General features: G+C 74.0%; 16 protein-coding genes and 1 pseudogene. 8 read left to right on the forward strand and 9 right to left on the reverse strand.

Going from position 1 to position 19,049, the window contains the following annotated elements:
- Positions 1-35: 35 nt before the first annotated feature.
- The gene (locus CUT83_RS10075; protein WP_101255517.1) at positions 36-665 is read left to right on the forward strand and encodes a hypothetical protein; all 630 of its coding nucleotides are present in this window, start codon (positions 36-38) and stop codon (positions 663-665) included.
- 78 nt (positions 666-743) lie between these two features.
- Here CUT83_RS10075 and CUT83_RS10080 read toward each other — a convergent pair whose 3' ends face one another.
- A complete protein-coding gene (locus tag CUT83_RS10080; protein ID WP_101255518.1) occupies positions 744-1,199 on the reverse strand; it encodes a MarR family winged helix-turn-helix transcriptional regulator in 456 nt (151 codons plus the stop codon).
- 103 nt (positions 1,200-1,302) lie between these two features.
- Between CUT83_RS10080 and CUT83_RS10085 the strand changes: the two genes are divergently transcribed.
- Both CUT83_RS10085 and CUT83_RS10090 read left to right on the forward strand, forming a co-directional pair.
- Positions 1,303-1,899, forward strand: a complete 597-nt coding sequence (locus tag CUT83_RS10085) for a DoxX family protein (protein ID WP_101255519.1) — start codon at positions 1,303-1,305, stop codon at positions 1,897-1,899.
- Positions 1,900-1,982: 83 nt separating this feature from the next.
- A complete protein-coding gene (locus CUT83_RS10090; RefSeq protein ID WP_101255520.1) occupies positions 1,983-2,798 on the forward strand; it encodes a dioxygenase family protein in 816 nt (271 codons plus the stop codon).
- A gap of 77 nt (positions 2,799-2,875) precedes the next feature.
- On the opposite strand, the pseudogene CUT83_RS10095 reads toward CUT83_RS10090, so the two are convergent.
- The 3 genes and pseudogenes from CUT83_RS10095 to CUT83_RS10105 all read right to left on the reverse strand — a co-directional run.
- Positions 2,876-3,373 (reverse strand): annotated as a pseudogene (locus CUT83_RS10095) (NUDIX hydrolase); the annotation flags it as partial.
- 142 nt (positions 3,374-3,515) lie between these two features.
- Entirely contained in the window at positions 3,516-4,664 is a 1,149-nt protein-coding gene (locus CUT83_RS10100; protein ID WP_101255522.1) for an acyl-CoA dehydrogenase family protein, read from the reverse strand.
- Positions 4,661-5,842 carry an acyl-CoA dehydrogenase family protein gene (locus CUT83_RS10105; protein ID WP_101255523.1) on the reverse strand — a complete coding sequence of 394 codons (1,182 nt, stop codon included), beginning with the start codon at positions 5,840-5,842 and terminating at the stop codon, positions 4,661-4,663. Before CUT83_RS10105 ends, CUT83_RS10100 begins: the two co-directional genes overlap by 4 nt.
- 242 nt (positions 5,843-6,084) lie before the next feature.
- Here CUT83_RS10105 and bdeA point away from each other — a divergent pair, with 242 nt between their 5' ends.
- Both bdeA and CUT83_RS10115 read left to right on the forward strand, forming a co-directional pair.
- Positions 6,085-7,044, forward strand: a complete 960-nt coding sequence (gene bdeA, locus CUT83_RS10110) for a bis(hydroxyethyl) terephthalate hydrolase (protein ID WP_101255524.1) — start codon at positions 6,085-6,087, stop codon at positions 7,042-7,044.
- Positions 7,045-7,227: 183 nt separating this feature from the next.
- On the forward strand, positions 7,228-8,256 hold the full coding sequence (locus tag CUT83_RS10115) for an aspartate-semialdehyde dehydrogenase (protein WP_101255525.1): 1,029 nt from the start codon (positions 7,228-7,230) through the stop codon (positions 8,254-8,256).
- Between the two features lie 122 nt (positions 8,257-8,378).
- Here the strand turns inward: CUT83_RS10115 and CUT83_RS10120 are convergent, their stop codons facing one another.
- From CUT83_RS10120 to CUT83_RS10130, 3 genes are all read right to left on the reverse strand, one after another.
- Positions 8,379-9,452, reverse strand: coding sequence for a S1 family peptidase (locus tag CUT83_RS10120; RefSeq protein WP_101255535.1), 1,074 nt, complete (start codon positions 9,450-9,452; stop codon positions 8,379-8,381).
- 235 nt (positions 9,453-9,687) lie between these two features.
- Entirely contained in the window at positions 9,688-10,587 is a 900-nt protein-coding gene (locus CUT83_RS10125) for a S1 family peptidase (protein ID WP_101255526.1), read from the reverse strand.
- Between the two features lie 206 nt (positions 10,588-10,793).
- The gene (locus CUT83_RS10130) at positions 10,794-12,026 is read right to left on the reverse strand and encodes a DUF5685 family protein (protein ID WP_240957866.1); all 1,233 of its coding nucleotides are present in this window, start codon (positions 12,024-12,026) and stop codon (positions 10,794-10,796) included.
- Positions 12,027-12,334: 308 nt separating this feature from the next.
- Here CUT83_RS10130 and CUT83_RS10135 point away from each other — a divergent pair, with 308 nt between their 5' ends.
- The gene (locus CUT83_RS10135) at positions 12,335-12,775 is read left to right on the forward strand and encodes a cell division protein SepF (protein WP_093851562.1); all 441 of its coding nucleotides are present in this window, start codon (positions 12,335-12,337) and stop codon (positions 12,773-12,775) included.
- A gap of 43 nt (positions 12,776-12,818) precedes the next feature.
- On the opposite strand, the gene CUT83_RS10140 is transcribed toward CUT83_RS10135, so the two are convergent.
- Entirely contained in the window at positions 12,819-14,006 is a 1,188-nt protein-coding gene (locus CUT83_RS10140) for an acyl-CoA dehydrogenase family protein (RefSeq protein WP_101255527.1), read from the reverse strand.
- 41 nt (positions 14,007-14,047) lie between these two features.
- Positions 14,048-15,895, reverse strand: coding sequence for an MFS transporter (locus tag CUT83_RS10145; RefSeq protein ID WP_101255528.1), 1,848 nt, complete (start codon positions 15,893-15,895; stop codon positions 14,048-14,050).
- Positions 15,896-16,092: 197 nt separating this feature from the next.
- Between CUT83_RS10145 and CUT83_RS10150 the strand changes: the two genes are divergently transcribed.
- Both CUT83_RS10150 and CUT83_RS10155 read left to right on the forward strand, forming a co-directional pair.
- Positions 16,093-17,361, forward strand: coding sequence for a mannosyltransferase family protein (locus CUT83_RS10150; protein WP_101255529.1), 1,269 nt, complete (start codon positions 16,093-16,095; stop codon positions 17,359-17,361).
- A 147-nt stretch (positions 17,362-17,508) separates the two neighbouring features.
- On the forward strand, positions 17,509-18,885 hold the full coding sequence (locus CUT83_RS10155; RefSeq protein ID WP_101255530.1) for an IS1380 family transposase: 1,377 nt from the start codon (positions 17,509-17,511) through the stop codon (positions 18,883-18,885).
- Positions 18,886-19,049 lie beyond the last annotated feature (164 nt).

A 19,049-nucleotide genomic window follows, 5' to 3' on the forward strand; every position in this document is an offset into this window, starting at 1 on the left:
CTGGCGACCGGTCACCGACCGAAAGGACGCAGACGATGCCCATCCGCACCCGCCGCACCCGCCTCGCCGCCGCCGTGACGGCTGCGGCCGCCGCGGCCGTGGCGCTGACCGCCCCGGGCACGGCGCAGGCCGAGCCCGTACGGACCGGCGCACCCGGCTTCCTCTCCCCCGGGCAGCTTCCGCCGCACCCGTTCTCGCCGTGGTACGCGGGCGAGGTCGCACCGGGGCTTCCGGAGCTGCCGGTCTTCTGTCTGGAGGGTGCCCTGCCCGAACGGGGCTCCTGGCACCGGCAGTTCCACACGGAGTTCGACACCGGGGCCGTACAGGTCACGGTGCGTACCGCAGGCGTCGGCGCGGCCCGCAGGCTGGCCGCCGAGGCCGAGGCGTCGGTGCGCGGCTGCGCGGCGGACTTCCGGAAGCGGTACCCGGGGGCGTCCGCCCAGTGGAAGGACTACGGCCGCGTCGACGTCGAGGAGGGCGCCCACGTCTACGGCGTCCACACCGCCCCGCCGGAGTCCGAGTACGGGATCCATCTGTTCGGCGTGGGGCGCGACGGGCGCACGGTCACGGTCGTCGCCTGGGGCCAGATGGGCACCTTCGAGGACGCCCCGGTGAAGGATTTCAAGGAGACGACGCGCACGGCGGTGGACAAGCTGTACCGCTGACCTGGCCGGATACCACCGGTGCGGGTCCCGCCGCCGTACGGCGGCGGGCCCCGCACCGGTGCTCCGCCTGCCGTCCGCTCAGTCGCGCAGCCGCCGGCCGACCTCGCCCAGCGCCCGCGCCAGGACGGTGAGTTCCTCGCGGTCGAGGACGTCGATGAGCGTCTCGCGCACCGTCGCCACATGGCCGGGGGCCGCGGTGCGCAGCAGTTCGCGCCCCTCCTCGGTGAGGACGGCGAAGACGCCGCGGACGTCGGTGGGGCAGGCGCGGCGCCGCACCAGACCGCGCCTCTCCAGCTGGCCGACCTGGTAGGTCAGGCCGCTCTTGGAGGTGATCAGCCGTTCGGCCAGTTCGGTCATGCGGATCTCGCCGCCGGGGGCCTCGGCGAGGTGGACCAGGATCTCGTACTGCGGGTGGGACAGGCCCGCCTCGTCCTTGAGCTGCTGCTCCAGCCGTCGGGTGACGCGGTTGCCGGCTTCGAGGAAGCCCTGCCAGGCCGCCATCTCCAGCTCGTCCAGCCATCGGGGCTCCTTCATGCCCCCATCGTACGCGCTTGTTCAAATTCAAACCAAGCTGTACGCTCGCCACGAGCAAGTGATTCGAATTTGAACCACTGAAACGACAGAGCAGGAGACACACATGGCCGCCTCCACCGGCACCCTCCCCGGCACCGACACCGCCCACGCCGACACCGCCACGGGCACCCGTACCCACGCCCGTTCCCACTCCGCCGGGGCCCCGGCGCCCTCCTTCCCCGCCCATGACGCCGGACTTCTGCTGCTGCGCCTCGCCCTCGGCCTGACGATGGCCGCGCACGGCGCGCAGAAGCTGTTCGGCTGGTTCGGCGGAGGCGGTGTCGAGGGCACCGGGCAGTTCTTCGCCTCGCTCGGCTACCCCTCACCCGAGGCGATGGCCGTGGTCGCCGGCCTGACCGAGACCTTCGGCGGCCTCGCCCTCGCCCTCGGCCTGCTCACCCCGCTCGCCGGGGCGGCCGTACTGGGAACCATGGTCAACGCGGTGGCGGTGAAGTGGGGCGGCGGCTTCTTCGCACCGCAGGGCGTGGAGTACGAACTCCTCCTCGCCGCGGCCGCCGCCGCGCTCACCCTCTCCGGCCCCGGCCGCTGGGCCGTGGACCGCGCCCTGCCCGTGCTGCGCTCCCACCGGCTCTCCCACGGCGCGGCCGCCGTCGCACTGGCCGTCGTCGTCGCGGGCGCGACCCTGCTGGTCCGCTCCTGACCCACATCCCTCCCCGGCCTCCGGACACGCGATTCCACGCGAACCCGGAGGTGGGAAGCACGGAAGAAACGGAAGGCACCACCATGACCGCGACCACTCCTTCGGCCCCGGGCGGCTCCGAGGCGGGCCGCATGCCCGTGCTGTACCTCAGCCACGGCGCCCCGCCGCTGGCCGACGACGCCCTGTGGACCTCGCAGCTCGCGGACTGGTCCGCGAAGCTGCCGCGGCCCGAGGCCGTGCTGATCGTCTCCGCCCACTGGGAGTCCGCGCCGGTGACGCTGGCCGCCACCCGGACCGTCCCGCTGGTGTACGACTTCCACGGCTTCCCCGAGCACTACTACCGCGTCGCCTACCCGGCCCCGGGCGCCCCCGCCCTGGCCGCGAAGGTGCGGGCCCTGCTCGCCGGGCCGGGCACACCGGTGCACGACGCGCCGGACCGGGGCCTGGACCACGGCGCGTACGTGCCGCTGGCCGAGATGTACCCCGACGCCGACGTCCCCGTGCTCCAGCTCTCGATGCCCACCCTGGACCCCGGTGAGCTGCTGCGGCTGGGCCGCAGGCTGGCCCCGCTGCGCGACGAGGGCGTGCTGATCGTCGGCAGCGGCTTCTTCACCCACAACCTGCGCGGTCTGACGTGGGGTGCCGGGCCCGACGAGGCCCCGTCCTGGTCGAAGGAGTTCGACGCGTGGGGCGGCGAGGCCCTGGAGAGGTCGGACCTCGACGCCCTGCTCGACTTCGAGCACCGGGCCCCGGCGGGCCGGATCGCCCACCCGCGCACCGACCACTTCGCGCCGCTGTTCGTCTCCCTGGGAGCGGGCGAGGCCGACCTGGGCACCCAGCGCACGGTCGTCGACGGCTTCTGGGCCGGGCTGGCCAAGCGTTCGGTGCAGTTCGGCTGAGCCCGGCCGGCCGAACCCGTCCGGTACGGCCGCCGCGCCCGCCTGCGTGACGGCCGCCGCGCCCGCCTCCGCACCGGTCAGGTGGCCGGAAGCACCACGACCCGGTCGGGAGCGTCCGGGTCGTAGGCGATGGAGTCCCCCGGCCGGTGCCAGTGCAGCGCGAAGCGGTGGCCCGCCCGGTACGCCTCCAGCCCGGCCCTGCAGTAGGCGACCATGTCGCCGGGCAGCGCCGCCAGCGGGAACCAGCCCAGCTCCGAGCACTTGTCGGGCTCCGCGTTGACCGGCTCGCGCCCCTGATCCGCCCACGCCTCGAAGAACCAGCCCATCCGGGGGTCCCCGGCCGGGGAGCGGTGCTGCATCACGAGGGCGACCTTCAGCTCCCCGGGCGCCAGGCGCAGTCCGATCTCCTCGTACGCCTCCCGGATCAACGCCTCCCGTACGTCCTCACCGTCCTCGGCGTGGCCGGACGGAGCGTTCAGCAGGCCGTCCGCGTAACCGGTGCCCGCCCGGCGCGCGAGCAGCACCTCCTCGCCGCGCCGCAGCACGAGGTGGACGTCGACGATCTCCCTGTGCCGTCTTCTGTTCCGCAGGCTTCTCATGGTGCGCGATCATCGCACCGCCCTCCGACACCGGCGCCCCCTCGTTCGAACGCGGGGGACCGGAGCGAAGAGGCCGGGAGCCCCCTCCCGCCCCCGGCCTCCCGCGCGGCCGCCGGGCTCAGCCCACCGGCGCCGGCAGGTCCACCAGCGCGGCGAGCGCGGCGCGGTGGCGGTCGGGGGTGCCCAGCGCGATCTGGTCGGCCTTGGCGCGCTTGAGGTACAGATGCGCCGGGTGCTCCCAGGTCATGCCGATGCCGCCGTGGAGCTGGACGCACTCCTCGGCCGCCCGTACCGCCAGCTCCCCGCAGTGGGAGGCGGCCACCGCGACGGCCACGGGGGCGTCCGGATCGCCGGTGGCCAGGGTGTCGGCGGCGTACCGGGCGGCGGCCCGCGCCCCGACCACCTCCAGCCAGAGGTCGGCCAGCCGGTGCTTGAGCGCCTGGAAGGAGCCGAGCTGCCGCCCGAACTGCCGCCGGTCCTTCAGATACGCGACGGTGGCGGTCAGGCACCACTCGGCGATGCCGAGCTGTTCGGAGGCGAGCAGTCCGGCGCCGGTCAGCAGTGCGCGCTCCAGCGCGGCGGGGGCCCGCCCGGCGCCGGCCAGCCGCCGGGCGGCGGTGCCGGTGAGCGTCACGTCGGCCACCGGGCGGGTGAGGTCGAGGGAGGTGCGCGGTACGACGGCCAGTGCGGCGGCGGTGGTCTCCACCGCGTACAGCCCCGGCCCGTCCCGGCCCTCGGCCGGGACGATCAGGACGTCGGCGGCCGCGGCGTCGGCGACCGAGGTGACCGCGCCGGTCAGGGTGCCCGCGCTGTCGGCCCGTACGGCCGGGGGGAAGGCCCCGGTCCCGGGCATCGCGGAGAGCGGCACCGCCAGTGCGGCGGTGCGCTCGCCCGCGGCCAGGGACGCGAGCAGCTTCGAGGCCCCGCCGCCGTCACCGCCGTCGCCGTCCGCGTCATCCAGGGCGAGCAGTGCGGTGGTGGCCAGGACGGCGCTGCCCAGGTACGGCGTCGGCGCCGCCGCCCGGCCCAGCTCCTCCAGCACCACGGCCACCTCGCGCACCGAGGCTCCGGCGCCGCCCGCCTCCTCCGGCACCGCCAGGGAGGCCGCGCCCAGGTCGCGGGCGAGGGTCTGCCACAGTGCGCGGTCGTAGGGCTCGCCCGTCTCGCAGCGGGCCAGGGTGTTCTCGGGCGGGCAGCGGTCGGCCAGCAGCGCGCGGACGCTGGCGCGCAGCTCCTCCTCGATCTCCGAGTAGAGAAGGTCCGTCATCGGGCCAGTTCCTTCCAGGGGAGGTCCTTGTCGGTGCGGGGCTCGGCGGGCAGTCCCAGCACCCGCTCGGCGATGATGTTGCGCAGGACCTCCGAGGTGCCGCCCTCGATGGAGTTGCCCTTGGCGCGCAGATAGCGGTAGCCGGCCTCGCGGCCGGTGAAGTCCACGATCTCGGGCCGGCGCAGGGTCCAGTCGTCGTAGGACAGTCCCTCCTCGCCCAGCAGCTCGACCTCCAGGCCGCTGAGTTCCTGCGCCAGCCGGGCGAAGGCGAGTTTCGTGCCGGCCCCCTCGGGCCCGGGGTGGCCCGCGGTGAGCTGCTGGCGCAGCCGTTCGCCGGTGAGCCGGGCGACCTCGGCGCCGACCCAGCCCGACAGCAGTCGCTGGTGGAGGCCGTGGGTGCGCAGTTCGGGGCGCTCGCGCCAGGTGGCGGCGGCCTTGCCGATCATGCCGCTCTCGCGCGGCATGCGCCGGCCGCCGATGGCGACGCGCTCGTTGTTGAGGGTGGTCTGGGCGACCTTCCACCCCTCCCCCACCCCGCCGAGCCGGTGAGCGTCGGGGACCCGGACGCCGGTGAGGAAGACCTCGTTGAACTCAGCCTCGCCGGTGATCTGGCGCAGCGGCCGCACCTCGACCCCGGGGTGGGTCATGTCGCAGACGAAGTAGGTGATGCCGCGGTGCTTGGGGACGTCCGGGTCGGTACGGGCGATCAGGATGGCCCAGCGGGCGTTGTGCGCGCTGGAGGTCCACACCTTCTGGCCGTCCACCACCCAGGAGTCGCCCTCGCGTACCGCCCGGGTGGCCAGTGCCGCCAGGTCGGAGCCGGCTCCGGGTTCGCTGAACAGCTGGCACCACACCTCCTCGCCGGTCCACAGCGGACGCAGGAAGCGCTTCTTCTGTTCCTCGGTGCCGTAGCGCAGGATCGTCGGCGCGGCCATGCCCAGGCCGATGCCGTTGCGGCCGGGGTCGTTGTCGGGGGCGCCGGCGGCGGCCAGCTCGGCGTCGACGACGGCCTGGAGGGCGCGGGGCGCGTCGAGTCCGCCGTGGCCGTGGGGGAAGTGCACCCAGGCCAGGCCCGCGTCGTAGCGGGCGCGGAGGAAGTCGAGCGGTTCGGTGACGGCCGGATCGTGCTCCGCGAGCAGGGCCTGGGTACGTCGGCGCAGTTCGTCCGGGTCGGTCACGGGGGCGTTCGCAGGGGGCACGGGATCTCCTTCACGGGCCACGACTAAGCGCTTGCTTATCCTCGCGGCATACCGGCCGGTACGTCAATGGCCCCGCAGTCGCGCCCGTGATGCCGTCCGCGTCCGCACCCGGTCCCGGCCGGAACCGGCGGTTTCACCGATGCGGAGCCGCTTGCTCCGGCACCACGATGCATCCGTCCGACCCCAGAAGGTCACCCCTCACACACCTGGAAAGGGTCAGCATGGAGCCGCAGCAGCACGACACGACCCCGGGCACGGCCACCAGACACCGCCGCGTCCCCCACCGCCTGACGAAGCTGGGCGTGGCCCTGGCCATGGTCCTGGGCGGCGTGAGCGTCGCCCTTCCCACCGCCCAGGCCACCCAGGACTCCGGTGCCGCACCGGCCGCCGTCCAGGCCGCCGAGAACCCCTACGAGCGCGGCCCGGACCCGACCGAGCAGAGCATCGAGGCCGTCCGCGGCCCCTACTCCGTCTCCGAGGACCGGGTGTCCTCCCTGGTGTCCGGCTTCGGCGGCGGAACGATCTACTACCCGACCGATACCAGCGACGGCACCTTCGGCGCGGTCGCGATCTCGCCCGGTTACACCGCCAGCCAGTCCAGCATGGCCTGGTACGGGCCCCGTCTGGCCTCGCAGGGCTTCGTGGTCTTCACCATCGACACCAACACCCGCTACGACCAGCCCGGCAGCCGCGGCGACCAGCTGCTGGCCGCGCTGGACTACCTGACCCAGCGCAGCTCGGTCCGCGACCGCATCGACAGCGGCCGCCTGGCGGTCATGGGCCACTCCATGGGCGGTGGCGGCAGCCTGGAGGCCGCCAAGGAACGGCCCTCCCTGAAGGCCGCGATCCCGCTCACCCCGTGGAACCTCGACAAGACCTGGGGCGAGATCACCGTCCCGACCTTCATCGTCGGCGCCGACGGCGACAGCATCGCCCCGGTCCGCTCCCACGCCGAGCCCTTCTACGAGAGCCTGCCGTCCACCACCAACCGGGCGTACATGGAGCTCAACAACGCCACGCACTTCGCGCCGAACACCTCGGACACCGAGATCGCGAAGTACAGCATCTCCTGGCTCAAGCGCTTCGTGGACAACGACACCCGTTACGAGCAGTTCCTGTGCCCGCTGCCGGGGCCCGACTTCCAGATCGAGGAGTACCGGGGCAGCTGCCCGCTGCGCTGACCCGCACCCCGGGCATCCGACGATCCCGCACAGTGAAGGTGGCGGCCGCCGTGAGGCGGCCGCCACCGCCGTGTGCGCCCACCGCCACGAGCGTGAGGTGGACCACAGAAATTGGCACCCTCCCGTCCGGCAGGGCAGGGTAGAAGGTTGACGCAGCGGGACACGCACGACAGAAGGAGTCCTATGAGAATCGGCATCGTCGGAGCCACCGGCCAGGTCGGCGCAGTGATGCGCGAGATCCTGGCCGAGCGCGACTTCCCGGTGGAGCAGCTGCGGCTGTTCGCCTCGGCTCGCTCGGCCGGACGGACTCTGCCCTGGAAGGACGGCGAGATCACCGTCGAGGACGCCGCCACGGCCGACTACACGGGGCTGGACGTCGTGCTGTTCTCCGCGGGCGGCTCGACCTCGAAGGCGCTGGCCCCGAAGGTGGCCGCGGCCGGACCCGTGGTCATCGACAACTCCTCCGCCTGGCGGCTGGACCCCGAGGTCCCGCTGGTGGTCTCCGAGGTGAACCCGCAGGCCGCCGCCGAGCGTCCCAAGGGCATCATCGCCAACCCCAACTGCACCACGATGGCCGCCATGCCGGTGCTGCGGCCGCTGCACGCCGAGGCCGGGCTGACCGGCCTGGTAGTGGCCACCTACCAGGCGGTGTCCGGCAGCGGTCTGGCCGGCGTCGCCGAGCTGGACGAGCAGACCCGCAAGGCGGTCGAGGGCGACGCCACCCGTCTGACCTTCGACGGCTCCGCGGTCGAGTTCCCCGAGCCCGACAAGTACGTGCGGCCCATCGCCTTCAACGTGCTGCCGATGGCGGGCTCCATCGTGGACGACGGGCTGGGCGAGACCGACGAGGAGCAGAAGCTCCGCAACGAGAGCCGCAAGATCCTGGGCATCCCGGAGCTGAAGGTCTCGGGCACCTGTGTGCGCGTGCCGGTCTTCACCGGCCACTCACTCCAGATCAACGCCCGCTTCGAGCGGCCGATCAGCCCCGAGCGCGCCCGGGAGCTGCTGGAGGGCGCCCCCGGCGTGGTCCTCTCCGACGTGCCCACCCCGCAGCAGGCGGCCGGCCAGGACCCGACCTACGTGGGCCGCGTCCGCGCCGACGAGACCGCCGAGAACGGCCTGGCCCTGTTCTGCGCCGGCGACAACCTCCGCAAGGGCGCGGCGCTCAACGCCGTCCAGATCGCGGAGCTGGTCGCGGCCGAGTCCCGCTAGCCCCGAGGGGCCGCTTCGACAGGTACCGGCCGGCGTCGCCCGGTACGCGGCCCGCGCACTCCACCGCCCGGCCCCGTCTCCCCTTCGGAGGCGGGGCCGGGCGGTTGCCCCGGGCGGGGCGGTCAGCCGATCCGGGCGCCGTGGTCGCGCAGCGCCTCGGTCAGCGGCTGGTAGAAGGTCTCGCCTCCCCGCGAGCAGTCCCCGCGTCCGCCGGAGGTCAGGCCGTGGCCGGTGGTGCCGGAGAACAGCGGGCCGCCGCTGTCGCCGGGCTCGGCGCAGACGTCGGTCTGGATCAGTCCGTCGACCCTGCCCTGGGGATAGGTCACAGAGACGTTCACCGCCGTGACCTCGCCCTCGTGGACCTTCGTGGTGCTGCCGCTGCGCCGCACCCGCTGGCCGACGATGGGGTCGGCGGCCCGGGTGATGGCGTGGCTGGACCCGTTGTACAGGTTCACCCGGCTCCGGTGGTCCGTGCGGGTGGTGTACCGCACCAGTGCGTGGTCGTCACCGGGGAACTCGCTCGCCACGGTGATCCCGACACTCCGCCCGGACCGGGTGGCGGACCAGCGGTCGAAGAGCCGGGCGCAGTGGCCGGCGGTGAGGAAGTACGGCATGCCGTTCCTGACCACGTTGAAGCCGAGTGAGCAGCGGGCGCCGTCTCCGCGCCAGATCGCGTCACCGCCCAGGCCCAGAGGCGCGAACCTCCCCTCGGCCCGCCTGAGGACCGCCGTGTCGCCCTGCGCCGCCACCCGCTTCTCCAGGCCTGCCAGTTCCTCTCCCCCGACCGTGCTGTCCGCGGTGACGACGACCTTGTTGAGCCGGTGGTCGACGGCGCGCGCGGTGCCGGGGACGCTCTTGGCCGTGAGGTCCTTCCGCACGGCGTCGAGCCGGGCGAGGGAGTGCTTGACCATCCGGGGCTCGGCACCGGCCTGCCGGACCTTCTCCGCGCCCGCCCCGCTGAGGACGTTGACCACCAGTTTGCGCCCCTCGGCGTCGTAGTAGGCGCCCGCCATGTCGTCCTTGAGGTCGCCTGCGAGGGTCGAGGCCAGCTGCCCCGCGGCGGTGGGGGTGAGCGGTCTGGGCGCGACGGGGGCCGGGGTGTCCGCGCTCGCCGGGGCGAGAGGGGCGGAGAGCATCGCCGCCACGCCCACGCCCGCGATGGCGATGCGCCGCGTGAGTGTCCGTCGGTGTTTCAGCACAGTGCCTCCCGTGGGGGGTGGGGCCGCCTGTGTGGGGGGCGCGGCCCCGGAGGAATGTCCGGCTCGGTCATCCTTTCCTCGGCCGACGGGGATACACACGCACAGTGCGCACACCGCCCCGGAGGGTGACGACCGACTCCGCCATCATCCCCGCACCGGCGCCGTCCGGCACGCCGGGCACGGCGGAGCCCCCGCCCGGCGGGACCGGGCGGGGGCTCTTGAGGCGGTGGGGTCAGTAGACGCTCACGCCGTACGCGTTCAGCGCCTCCACGACCGGCTGGAAGAAGGTCGTGCCGCCGTAGGTGCAGTTGCCGCTGCCGCCGGAGGTCAGGCCGTAGGCGGTGGAACCGTAGTACAGCGGGCCGCCGCTGTCGCCGGGCTCGGCGCAGACGTTGGTCTGGATCATGCCGTAGACGACGTCGCCGCCGCCGTAGTTGACCGTGGCGTTCAGACCGGTGACGCGGCCGCTGTGGGTGCCGGTGGTGCTGCCGCGGCGGTAGACGGTCTGGCCCACGGACGGGTTGGCGGCACGGGTGATGTCCTGGTTGCCGACCGCTCCCGGCTTGGACTGCGAGTTGTCGTGCCGGACGATGCCGTAGTCGTTGCCCGGGAAGCTGGAACCGGCCGTCGGCCCGAGGTAGCCGGCGCTGGAGGACCAGGAGGGGTAGCCGTCGGTGCAGTGCCCGGCGGTCAGGAAGTACTGCGTTCCGCTGCTGCTGCGGACGTTGAAGCCCAGCGAGCAGCGCCCGCCGCCGCTGCGGTAGATGGCGTCGCCGCCGGAGGCCAGCTTGTTGAACTTGCCCGGGGTGCGCTCGATGCGGATGGCGTCCGCGCCCGCGCCGGCGGTCCTCTTGATCTTGGCTATCTCGGCCTTGCTGACGGTGCTGTCCACCGTGACGACCAGGGTGTTGGTCTCCTTGTCGGTGTACCAGGCGGTACCGCCGACATCCGCGGTCTTCATCGCCTTGTCCGCCATGGCGACCTGGGCCGCGGGCGAGGGAGCGGGGGCGGCGCTCGCCGAGGTCGGCAGGGCCATGGCCGCGGCGGCGACGACGGCGGAGGCCGCGGCGATCAGGCGGATGCGGCCTCGTCTGGCGGAAGCGCCGTGGGGGGAGGTGCGCTCGGTCTTCACTGGCTGTTCCTCCTGTGAAGGAAATGGGGGGAACCCGCGATGGGGCGCGGGCAGGCGGAGCCGCCGGGGACCCGCTGTGCGACGCGTCCCTGACAAGCACCGGGAGGGAGTATTCACACGTTCGATCCGTGCGCGCAAGGGTGCCGTTGCGCCAAGTTGCATCGCTCAGCGCACCGGTAACCCCGCATAACGGACGTGAGGCGCCGTCAGTCGCAGCCTCCGCAGCCGCAGTTGCAGTCGCATCCTCCGTCGCCGCCGCCCGAACCGCCGGAACTCCCCGATCCCCCCGAGCTGTTGCAGCACCTGCAGCAGTCGCCGCAGCTCCCGCAGCACTCGCAGCAGTCCGAGCAGCCGGAGCAGTCGCAGGACCGGCACAGGCCCTCGCGCCTGCGCCCCGACCAGGGGTCCTCGTACTCATTGCGGCAGCAAATCTGTCCGGTGCACAGAAGCCCCGTCCACACCATGCATCCGGCCACCGCACCCCGGCGGCGCGACGGACCGGGAAACGGGCCTCCGGGGCCTCCCGGAGGGCCGGGGTGCCCCGGGCGCGGCGGATGGACGCGCGCCGCCGCGAAGGCACGGTCCACCGCGTGCCCCGCCTCGCGGCCCAGCAGCACCCGCACCAGTTCGGCGCCCTCCTCGTCCGCGAACTCCACGTCCCGCAGGGCCAGTCGTACGCCGTGCACGGCGTCGTCGCACAGCCTGCGCACCTCCGGCAGGGGGGTACCGGTGACGGCGATCGGATTCCACGCGCCCGCCTCCCCGTCGGCGGCCAGGTCCTCGACGGCGTCCAGCAGATGCGCCAGCCGTCCGAAGAGCCGCCCGGCCTCGGCAAGCGGCTCCACGTTGCCGGGCCGGCCGGCGAGACGGGCGGTGTGGGCGAAGGCGGCGGCGGTGGCGGCCTCGGTCGGCTCGGTGACCGCCACCAGCGGACCTCCCGGGCCCGTCCCGGCCTCCACCAGCGGCTGCCGCAGGGCGGCCTCGGTCAGCACCGCGGTGTCGAAGCCCAGCTCGGCACCGGTACGCGCCCCCGCCCGGTCCCAGCCGGCCGCGATCCTGCGGGCCGCGGCGGCCACCGGACGGCGCGCCATCACCCCGTCCCCGTCGGCGACATGGTCGCGCACCTTGACGGAGGCCAGCACCAGGGACACCGTCGCGGCCAGCCGGGCGCCCTCGCCGCGGGCCACGGAGGCGGTGCGCATACCGCGCAGCGGGCACGGGCCGGCGGTGCGCCGCAGGGCGCCGGAGCCGTTCGCCGGGCGCGGTGTCTGCGCCTCGGTCAGCGCGGAGACGACGATCCCGTCGTAGTTGGTGACGACGCGCGCGAACTGGCCGTGGTCGCCGCGCAGCGCGAGGCAGAGCCCGCACAGATGCGCGGTCCAGGCGGTCAGCAGCCGCTCGCCCAGCCGGTGACGGCACGGCCTGATGATGCCGAACAAGTTTCCCCCCGTTACCCCTGAAGCATGAGTGGGTGTCACGATACCGGGCACTTCACCCGTATGCCTTTGGTGACCACTCGTCCGGCGGGGCCGCCCGGTTCGGCGCCGTGTCACCGCCCCTACAGGCTCCCGGCCCTCGCCGCGGGGGCGCGCCACGCGCGTCCTGTGCACCAGAACCGTCACGAATCCCGTGCGGAACGGGTAACTGTTTGGCGCGTTGTCAGCATCATGGACGACGATAGGGGTGCGGGCCCCGCGGCGGAGGCGCTGCCAGACACGGTGGACCGTGCATGTGAGAGGAGGCGTCCATGGGATCGGTGCGCAAGGCGAGTGCCTGGCTGGGCCTCGTCGACGACAGCGAGATGCGTTACTACGACGACGAGTACGCCGAGGGTTCCGAGCCCGAGGACGCCCGTGACGCCTGGGTCACCGACCCTCGGGTGCGCGTGACCGCCGAGACCGCCCAGGACCAGGGCACCCGGATCGCGACGGTCACCCCCGACGGCTTCCGGGACGCCCGGGGCATCGGCGAGCTCTTCCGGGAGGGCGTCCCGGTGATCGTGAACCTCACGGCCATGGAGTCCGCCGACGCCAAGCGGGTCGTCGACTTCGCCGCCGGCCTGACCTTCGGCCTGCGCGGTTCGATCGAGCGGGTGGCCACGCGCGTCTTCCTGCTGACCCCTCCCGACTACCAGGTGATCAGCGGCCAGGAGCGCCGCAGCCCCGACGGCTTCTTCAACCAGAGCTGACCGGCGCCGGCGCCGGCACCGGTGCCGGCGCCGGTCAAGGCGCTCACCGGAACGCGTCGACGCCGGTGAGCGCCTTGCCCAGCACCAGTTGGTGCATCTCCACGGTGCCCTCGTAGGTCAGCACCGACTCCAGGTTCGTGGCGTGCCGCATCACCGGGTACTCCAGGGAGATCCCGTTGGCGCCCAGGATCGTGCGGGAGGTGCGGCAGATCTCGATCGCCTCGCGCACGTTGTTGAGCTTGCCGAAGCTGACCTGCTCGGGACGGAGCCTGCCCGCGTCCATCCGCCGCCCCAGGTGGTGGGCGAGCAGGACGCCCTTGTGCAGTTCCAGCGCCATGTCGGCGAGCTTGGCCTGGGTGAGCTGGAAGCCGCCGATCGGCCGGCCGAACTGCTCGCGGGTGCGCGCGTAGCCGAGGGCCGCCTCGAAGCTGGAGCGGGCCGCGCCCATCGCGCCCCAGACGATGCCGTAGCGGGCGTGGTTCAGGCAGCTCAGCGGGCCGCGCAGCCCGGTGACCTCCGGCAGCACCGCGTCGGCGGGCAGCCGTACGCCGTCCATGACCAGTTCGCTGGTGACCGAGGCGCGCAGGGACCACTTGTGCCTGATCTCGGGCGCGGAGAAGCCGGGGGTGTCGGTGGGCACGACGAAGCCGCGCACGCCCTCGTCGGTGCGGGCCCAGACGACGGCGACCGAGGCCACCGAGCCGTTGGTGATCCACATCTTGCGGCCGCTGAGCACCCAGTCGCCCCCGTCCCGCTTGGCGTGGGTGCGCATCCCGGCCGGGTCGGAGCCGTGGTCGGGCTCGGTGAGCCCGAAGCAGCCGATGGCCTCACCGGACGCCATGCGCGGCAGCCACCGCTGCTTCTGTTCCTCGGAGCCGTAGCGGTGGATGGCGTACATCGCCAGCGAGCCCTGCACCGAGACCAGTGAGCGGATGCCGGAGTCGGCGGCCTCCAGCTCCAGACAGGCCAGCCCGTACTGGACGGCGGACGCGCCCGCGCAGCCGTAGCCCTCCAGGGACATGCCCAGGGCGCCGATCGAGCCGAGTTCGCGGGCCAGCTCCCGGATGCCGGGCAGCTCGCCGCGCTCGTACCACTCGGCGATGTGCGGCATCACCCGGTCGGCGGCCCAGGAGCGGACGGTGTCGCGGACCGCCTTCTCCTCGGGGGCGAGCAGATCGTCCAGGCCGAGGGGGTCGGCGGGATCGAAGGGGGGCGGGGCGGAGCTGGACACGGTGGCCTCCGGCTGGGGATCTTCGAGGGTCGCGCCCGACGTTACGGCCGGGTAATCCCGCTGGACAAGAGGGGGCCGCCCGGCCGGCCGGGCGGTTCGGCGGGGTCGGGGGACGCACAGGCCCGTGCGGGGGCGCCGTCCCGGTCCGCCCGGCCCGGCTCCTTCGCCGGCCTCTCCCCACGGCCCCCGTCCGGGCCCCCGCCCTGCTCCTGAGCCCGGTTCCTGCCCTGCTCCTGAGCCCGGCCCCTGTCCTGAGCCTTGTCCGGGCCCCCGTCCGGGCCCCCGCCCTGTCCCGGGGCCCCCATCGCGCGCGGCAGCCGCAGCGCGGCCAGCGCGCCGAGCAGCAGGAGGCCCGCGCTGACCAGCAGCGCCACGTGCAGTCCGTGGACGAACGACTCCCGCGCCGCCTCGCGCAGTGCCTCACCGGCCGGCCCGCCGAGCCGTTCGGCGACCTCGTACGCCGCGCCCAGCGAGTGGGCGGCGTCCTCCCCGGCCGCCTCCGGCACACCGGCCGCCCCCCGCACCCCGGGGGCGTAGGCGGCGTTCATGACGGTGCCCAGGACCGCGATGCCCATCCCCGCGCCGAGCTGGTAGGCGGTCTCGCCGATCGCCGCGGCGCCGCCCGCCTGGTGGGCCGGGGCCTCGCTGAGCATCGACTCGTACGCGCCGAACAGCGTCGTCTCGAGCCCGAAGCCCAGCACGACGAAGCCGCAGACGAGCAGGCCGGGCTCGTCCCGCAGGCCGACGCCGGTCAGCGCCAGCACCGCGGCGGCGGTGAGCAGGAAGCCCACCAGCACCATGACGCGCGGCCCCAGCCTGCGCAGCATCCGGGAGCCGGCCAGCCCGGCGGCGATCGCGGCGAGGCTGAGCGGCAGCAGCCGCAGTCCGGTCTGCAGGGGGGAGAGCCCGAGGACGAGCTGGAGGTACTGGGCCGCGATCAGCGCCAGGCCCACCAGCGCCAGCACCGTCAGCACGATGCAGGCCACCGCCGTGCCGAAGGCGGGCCGGGCCAGGGTGGCGCAGTCCACCAGGGGGTGGCGGCGGCGCAGCTGGCGGCGTACGAAGAGGGCGAGCAGCACCGCGCCCAGCACCAGCGGCACCAGGGTGCCCGGGTGGAGCACCTCGCCGCCGCCCGCCCGCTTCACGCCCAGGATCAGCGCGCCCAGCCCGGCGGCGGCCACCAGGGCGCCGACCACGTCCCAGGGGCCGTCGCGGTCACCGGTGGACTCCGGCAGCAGGCGGCGTCCGAGCGGGATGCACAGCAGCATCAGCGGGATGTTGACCAGGAAGACCGAGCCCCACCAGAAGTGCTCCAGCAGCAGGCCGCCGACCAGCGGTCCCACCGCGGCGCCGACCGCGGCGACGGCGCTCCACACGCCGATGGCCAGCGCCCGCTCGCGGCGGTCGGGGAAGACCTGGCGCAGTATCGACAGGGTCGCGGGCATGATCATCGCACCGCCGATCCCCAGCAGCGCGCGCGCCGCGATCAGCATCTCGGGGGCGTGCGCGTACGCCGCCAGCGCCGAGGCCGCGCCGAAGACGGCGTAGCCGCACAGCAGCACCCTGCGCCGCCCGACCCGGTCGCCGAGGGTGCCGAAGAGGATCAGCAGGGAGGCGCAGACCAGCGGGTAGGCGTCGACGATCCACAGCAGTTCGATGGCGCCGGGCCGCAGCGCCTGGGAGACCGCGGGGACGGCGACGTGCAGCACCGTCGCGTCGACGGCCACCAGGAGCAGGCTGGCGCACAGCACGACCAGCACGGTCCAGCGGCTCGCGCCCGCGCCCGGTGCGGGGGGACCGCCGCCGGGGCCGGCCGGTCCCGTCCGTCGCGGTCTCTGCCGGGGGACGTCCGCCGCCCTGGTGACTTTGGCCGTGGTCGTCCCGGACATGTACGCACCTCCTGTAGCGCTCGCACCGCCGCCGGGGGGAATGCCGGGACGCCGGGGGAGCGTCCGGCCCGGTGTGGAGGGTCGAGTAGTGCGTCAGCGTACGCGAGTCCTCCGCACGGTCACGTGGCGCGCCTCACGTTGACGCCGGTCCGAAACCCATCTCATCACTTCGCCCCGGCCCTATAGCCTCCTCGTTCATGCCCGCGAGCGATCTGCTGCCCCCCTCTCCCCCACCGCAGGGGTCCGAGACCCCCGCATACGGTCCGTCGGCGGCCGTCATCGGCCGCCTGCCCGGCCCCCGCCGCGCGGGCGGTGCCGGCGTCCTCCCCGGCCGCCCGCCGCCGGCACCGCCCGCGCGGTCCCCCGGCCGGACCCTGCGGTACGCGGCGCCCGCGCTGCTGGCCTACGCCGGGGTGCGGGCGCTGGGCCTGCTGGTACTGGCCGGGTGGGCCGCGGCGGAGGGCGAGAGCGCGCACACACTGCTGTCCGCCCGCTGGGACTCGCTGTGGTACGCCCGAATAGCCGAGGACGGCTACGGCTACACCGCCCGCCTGCCCGACGGCGGCGCCCATCCCGACCTCGCCTTCTTCCCGCTGCTGCCCGCCCTGGAGCGAGGGTTGTCCGCCCTGCTCCCGCTGAGCGCGCCCGACGCCGGGCTGGCCGTCAGCGCCGTCTGCTCGCTGTGCGCCGCCGCCGCGCTGTTCGCGATCGGCGACCGTCTCCACGGCAGACGGGCGGGCGTCACGCTGGCCGTGCTGTGGGCCGCGCTGCCCGTCGGGATCGTGCAGTCGATGGCCTACAGCGAGTCGCTGTTCACGGCCCTGGCCGCCTGGGCGGTGTACGCCGTGCTGACCGGCCGGTGGGTGTGGGCGGGCACACTGGCGGCCTTCGCCGGACTGACCCGCCCGGTGGGGGCCGCGGTGGTCGCGGCGGTGTGGCTGGCCGCCGCCGAGCGGTTCCGCCGCGAGCGGCGGTGGGAGCCGAACACGGCGGCCGGGGTGCTCCTCGCCCCGCTGGGCTGGTTCGGCTACGTGGGCTGGGTGGGGCTGCGGACCGGCAGTCCGGTCGGCTACCTCGACGTGCAGGGGCAGTGGGGCAACGGCTTCGACGGCGGACTGGCCTTCGCCGTGTTCATCGGGGAGCACCTCACCGGATCGGTGATCGGCGGCGTGGGACTGCTCGCCGGGGTGGCCCTGGTGGTGTGGCTGTACGTGCTGTGCGTGCGGCGGGGGCAGCCGCTGCCGCTGCTGGCGTACGCGGGGACCGTCGTGGTGCTCGCGCTGTGCGCCAAGGGCTACTTCGGCTCCAAGCCGCGACTGCTGCTGCCGGCCTTCCCGCTGTTACTGCCCGCCGCGGTCGCCCTGGCGCGGTGGCGTACGGCCGCCTCGGCGACGGTCCTGACCCTGGCGGCGTTCGGCGCCGCGGTGTACGGGGCGGTGTGGCTGCACGGCTCCGGCCCGCCCTGAGCCGGCCCGGCGGCGCACCGGTTAGCCTCGCGCTTTCATGAAGTGGGCTGTCCGGCAGGCGGTCAGGAAAGCAGAAAGTGCCTCTGACCAGCAAGAATGAGGATTGTCGAGGTCCTTGTTCCTGCCATCGCCGGAGGCACTTCCCAGGTGAAGCACTCTACCGGGCCCTACCCCCGCGTCCGTGTCCAGGACGACGGCCGCCAGGTCGTCTCCCAGGCCGGGTCGGTCCTGCTCGTCGAAACGGTCCGCAAGACCGGTCTTGACCAGGCCATATCCGCAGCTCTGGCACCGTGGCGCAAACCGCGGGCCGTCCACGATCCCGGCAAGGTCCTTCTGGACGTCGCCCTGGCGGTCGCTCTGGGCGGAGACTGCCTCGCGGACGTTGCGGTGCTGCGGTGTGAGCCGGCCCTCTTCGGGCCGGTCGCCTCCGACCCGACCGTCTCCCGTCTGATCGACACCCTCGCCGCCTCCGGCGAGAAGGCCCTGACCGCCATCCGCGCCGCACGGTCCGAAGCCCGGCAGCGGGTCTGGTCGTTGGCCGGCGAGAACGCCCCGGACGCCGACGACCAGGTCACGGTCGATCTCGACGGCGTCCTCGTGGTCGCCCACTCCGACAAACAGGACGCGGCCGCGACTTGGAAGAAGACCTACGGCCACCACCCGCTGACGGCCTTCGTCGACCACGGCCCGGGCGGAACCGGAGAGCCGGTCGCCGCCCTGCTCAGGCCGGGGAACGCGGGCTCGAACACCGCTGCCGACCACATCACCACCGCCCAACTGGCCCTGGCCCAGCTGCCCAAGCAATACCGGCGAGGGCGCCGGACCCTGGTCCGCACCGACTCCGCGGGCGGCACCCACGACTTCGTGTCCTGGCTCGCCCGGCGAGGGCGGTGGCTGTCCTACTCAGTCGGCATGACGGTCACCGACGCGATCCACGAACACGTGCTGAAGGCCCCCGCCTCAGCCTGGACGGCGGCCGTCGAGACCGGCGGCGAGATCCGCGACGGGGCCTGGGTCGCCGAGCTCACCGGCAAGCTCCTGGACGGATGGCCCAAGGGCATGCGGCTGATCGTCCGCAAGGAAAGACCGCACCCCGGCGCCCAGCTGCGGCTCACCGACGCCGACGGCATGCGGATCACGTGTTTCGCGACCAACACCCCTGACCGGCCGATCGCCGAGCTCGAGCTCCGTCACCGGCTGCGGGCCCGGGCCGAGGACCGCATCCGGGCCGCCCGCACGACCGGCCTGCGCAACCTGCCCCTGCACACCACCGCCCAGAACAAGGTCTGGCTCGAGATCGTCCAGATAGCCCTCGACCTGCTGGCCTGGATGCCCATGCTCGCCCTCACCGGCACCGCCCGCCTCTGGGAACCCCGCCGCCTGCGGCTGCGCCTGTTCACCGCGGCCGGCCAGCTCGTCACCACCGGCCGCCGCCGCATCCTCCGCCTCGCCCGGCACTGGCCCTGGACCGGCCACATCACCGCCGCCCTCGAACGGCTCGCCCTCCTGCCCAACCCCGGCTGACCAGCGGATCCGCCTGTTCCTGCGAGCAGCACCACCCCGACCCGGAGCAGTGGAACCCGGCGCCCACCCGACGCGACAGCCGGGCCCTCGGCCTGCCCGGACTCAGAAACAGCACGCGTGAGGGCCCGCCGACTCCGTCGGCGGACCCTCACGAAAGATCGAGG

It is taken from the genome of Streptomyces barkulensis, from assembly GCF_002843305.1.
Classification (GTDB): Bacteria; Actinomycetota; Actinomycetes; order Streptomycetales; family Streptomycetaceae; genus Streptomyces; species Streptomyces barkulensis.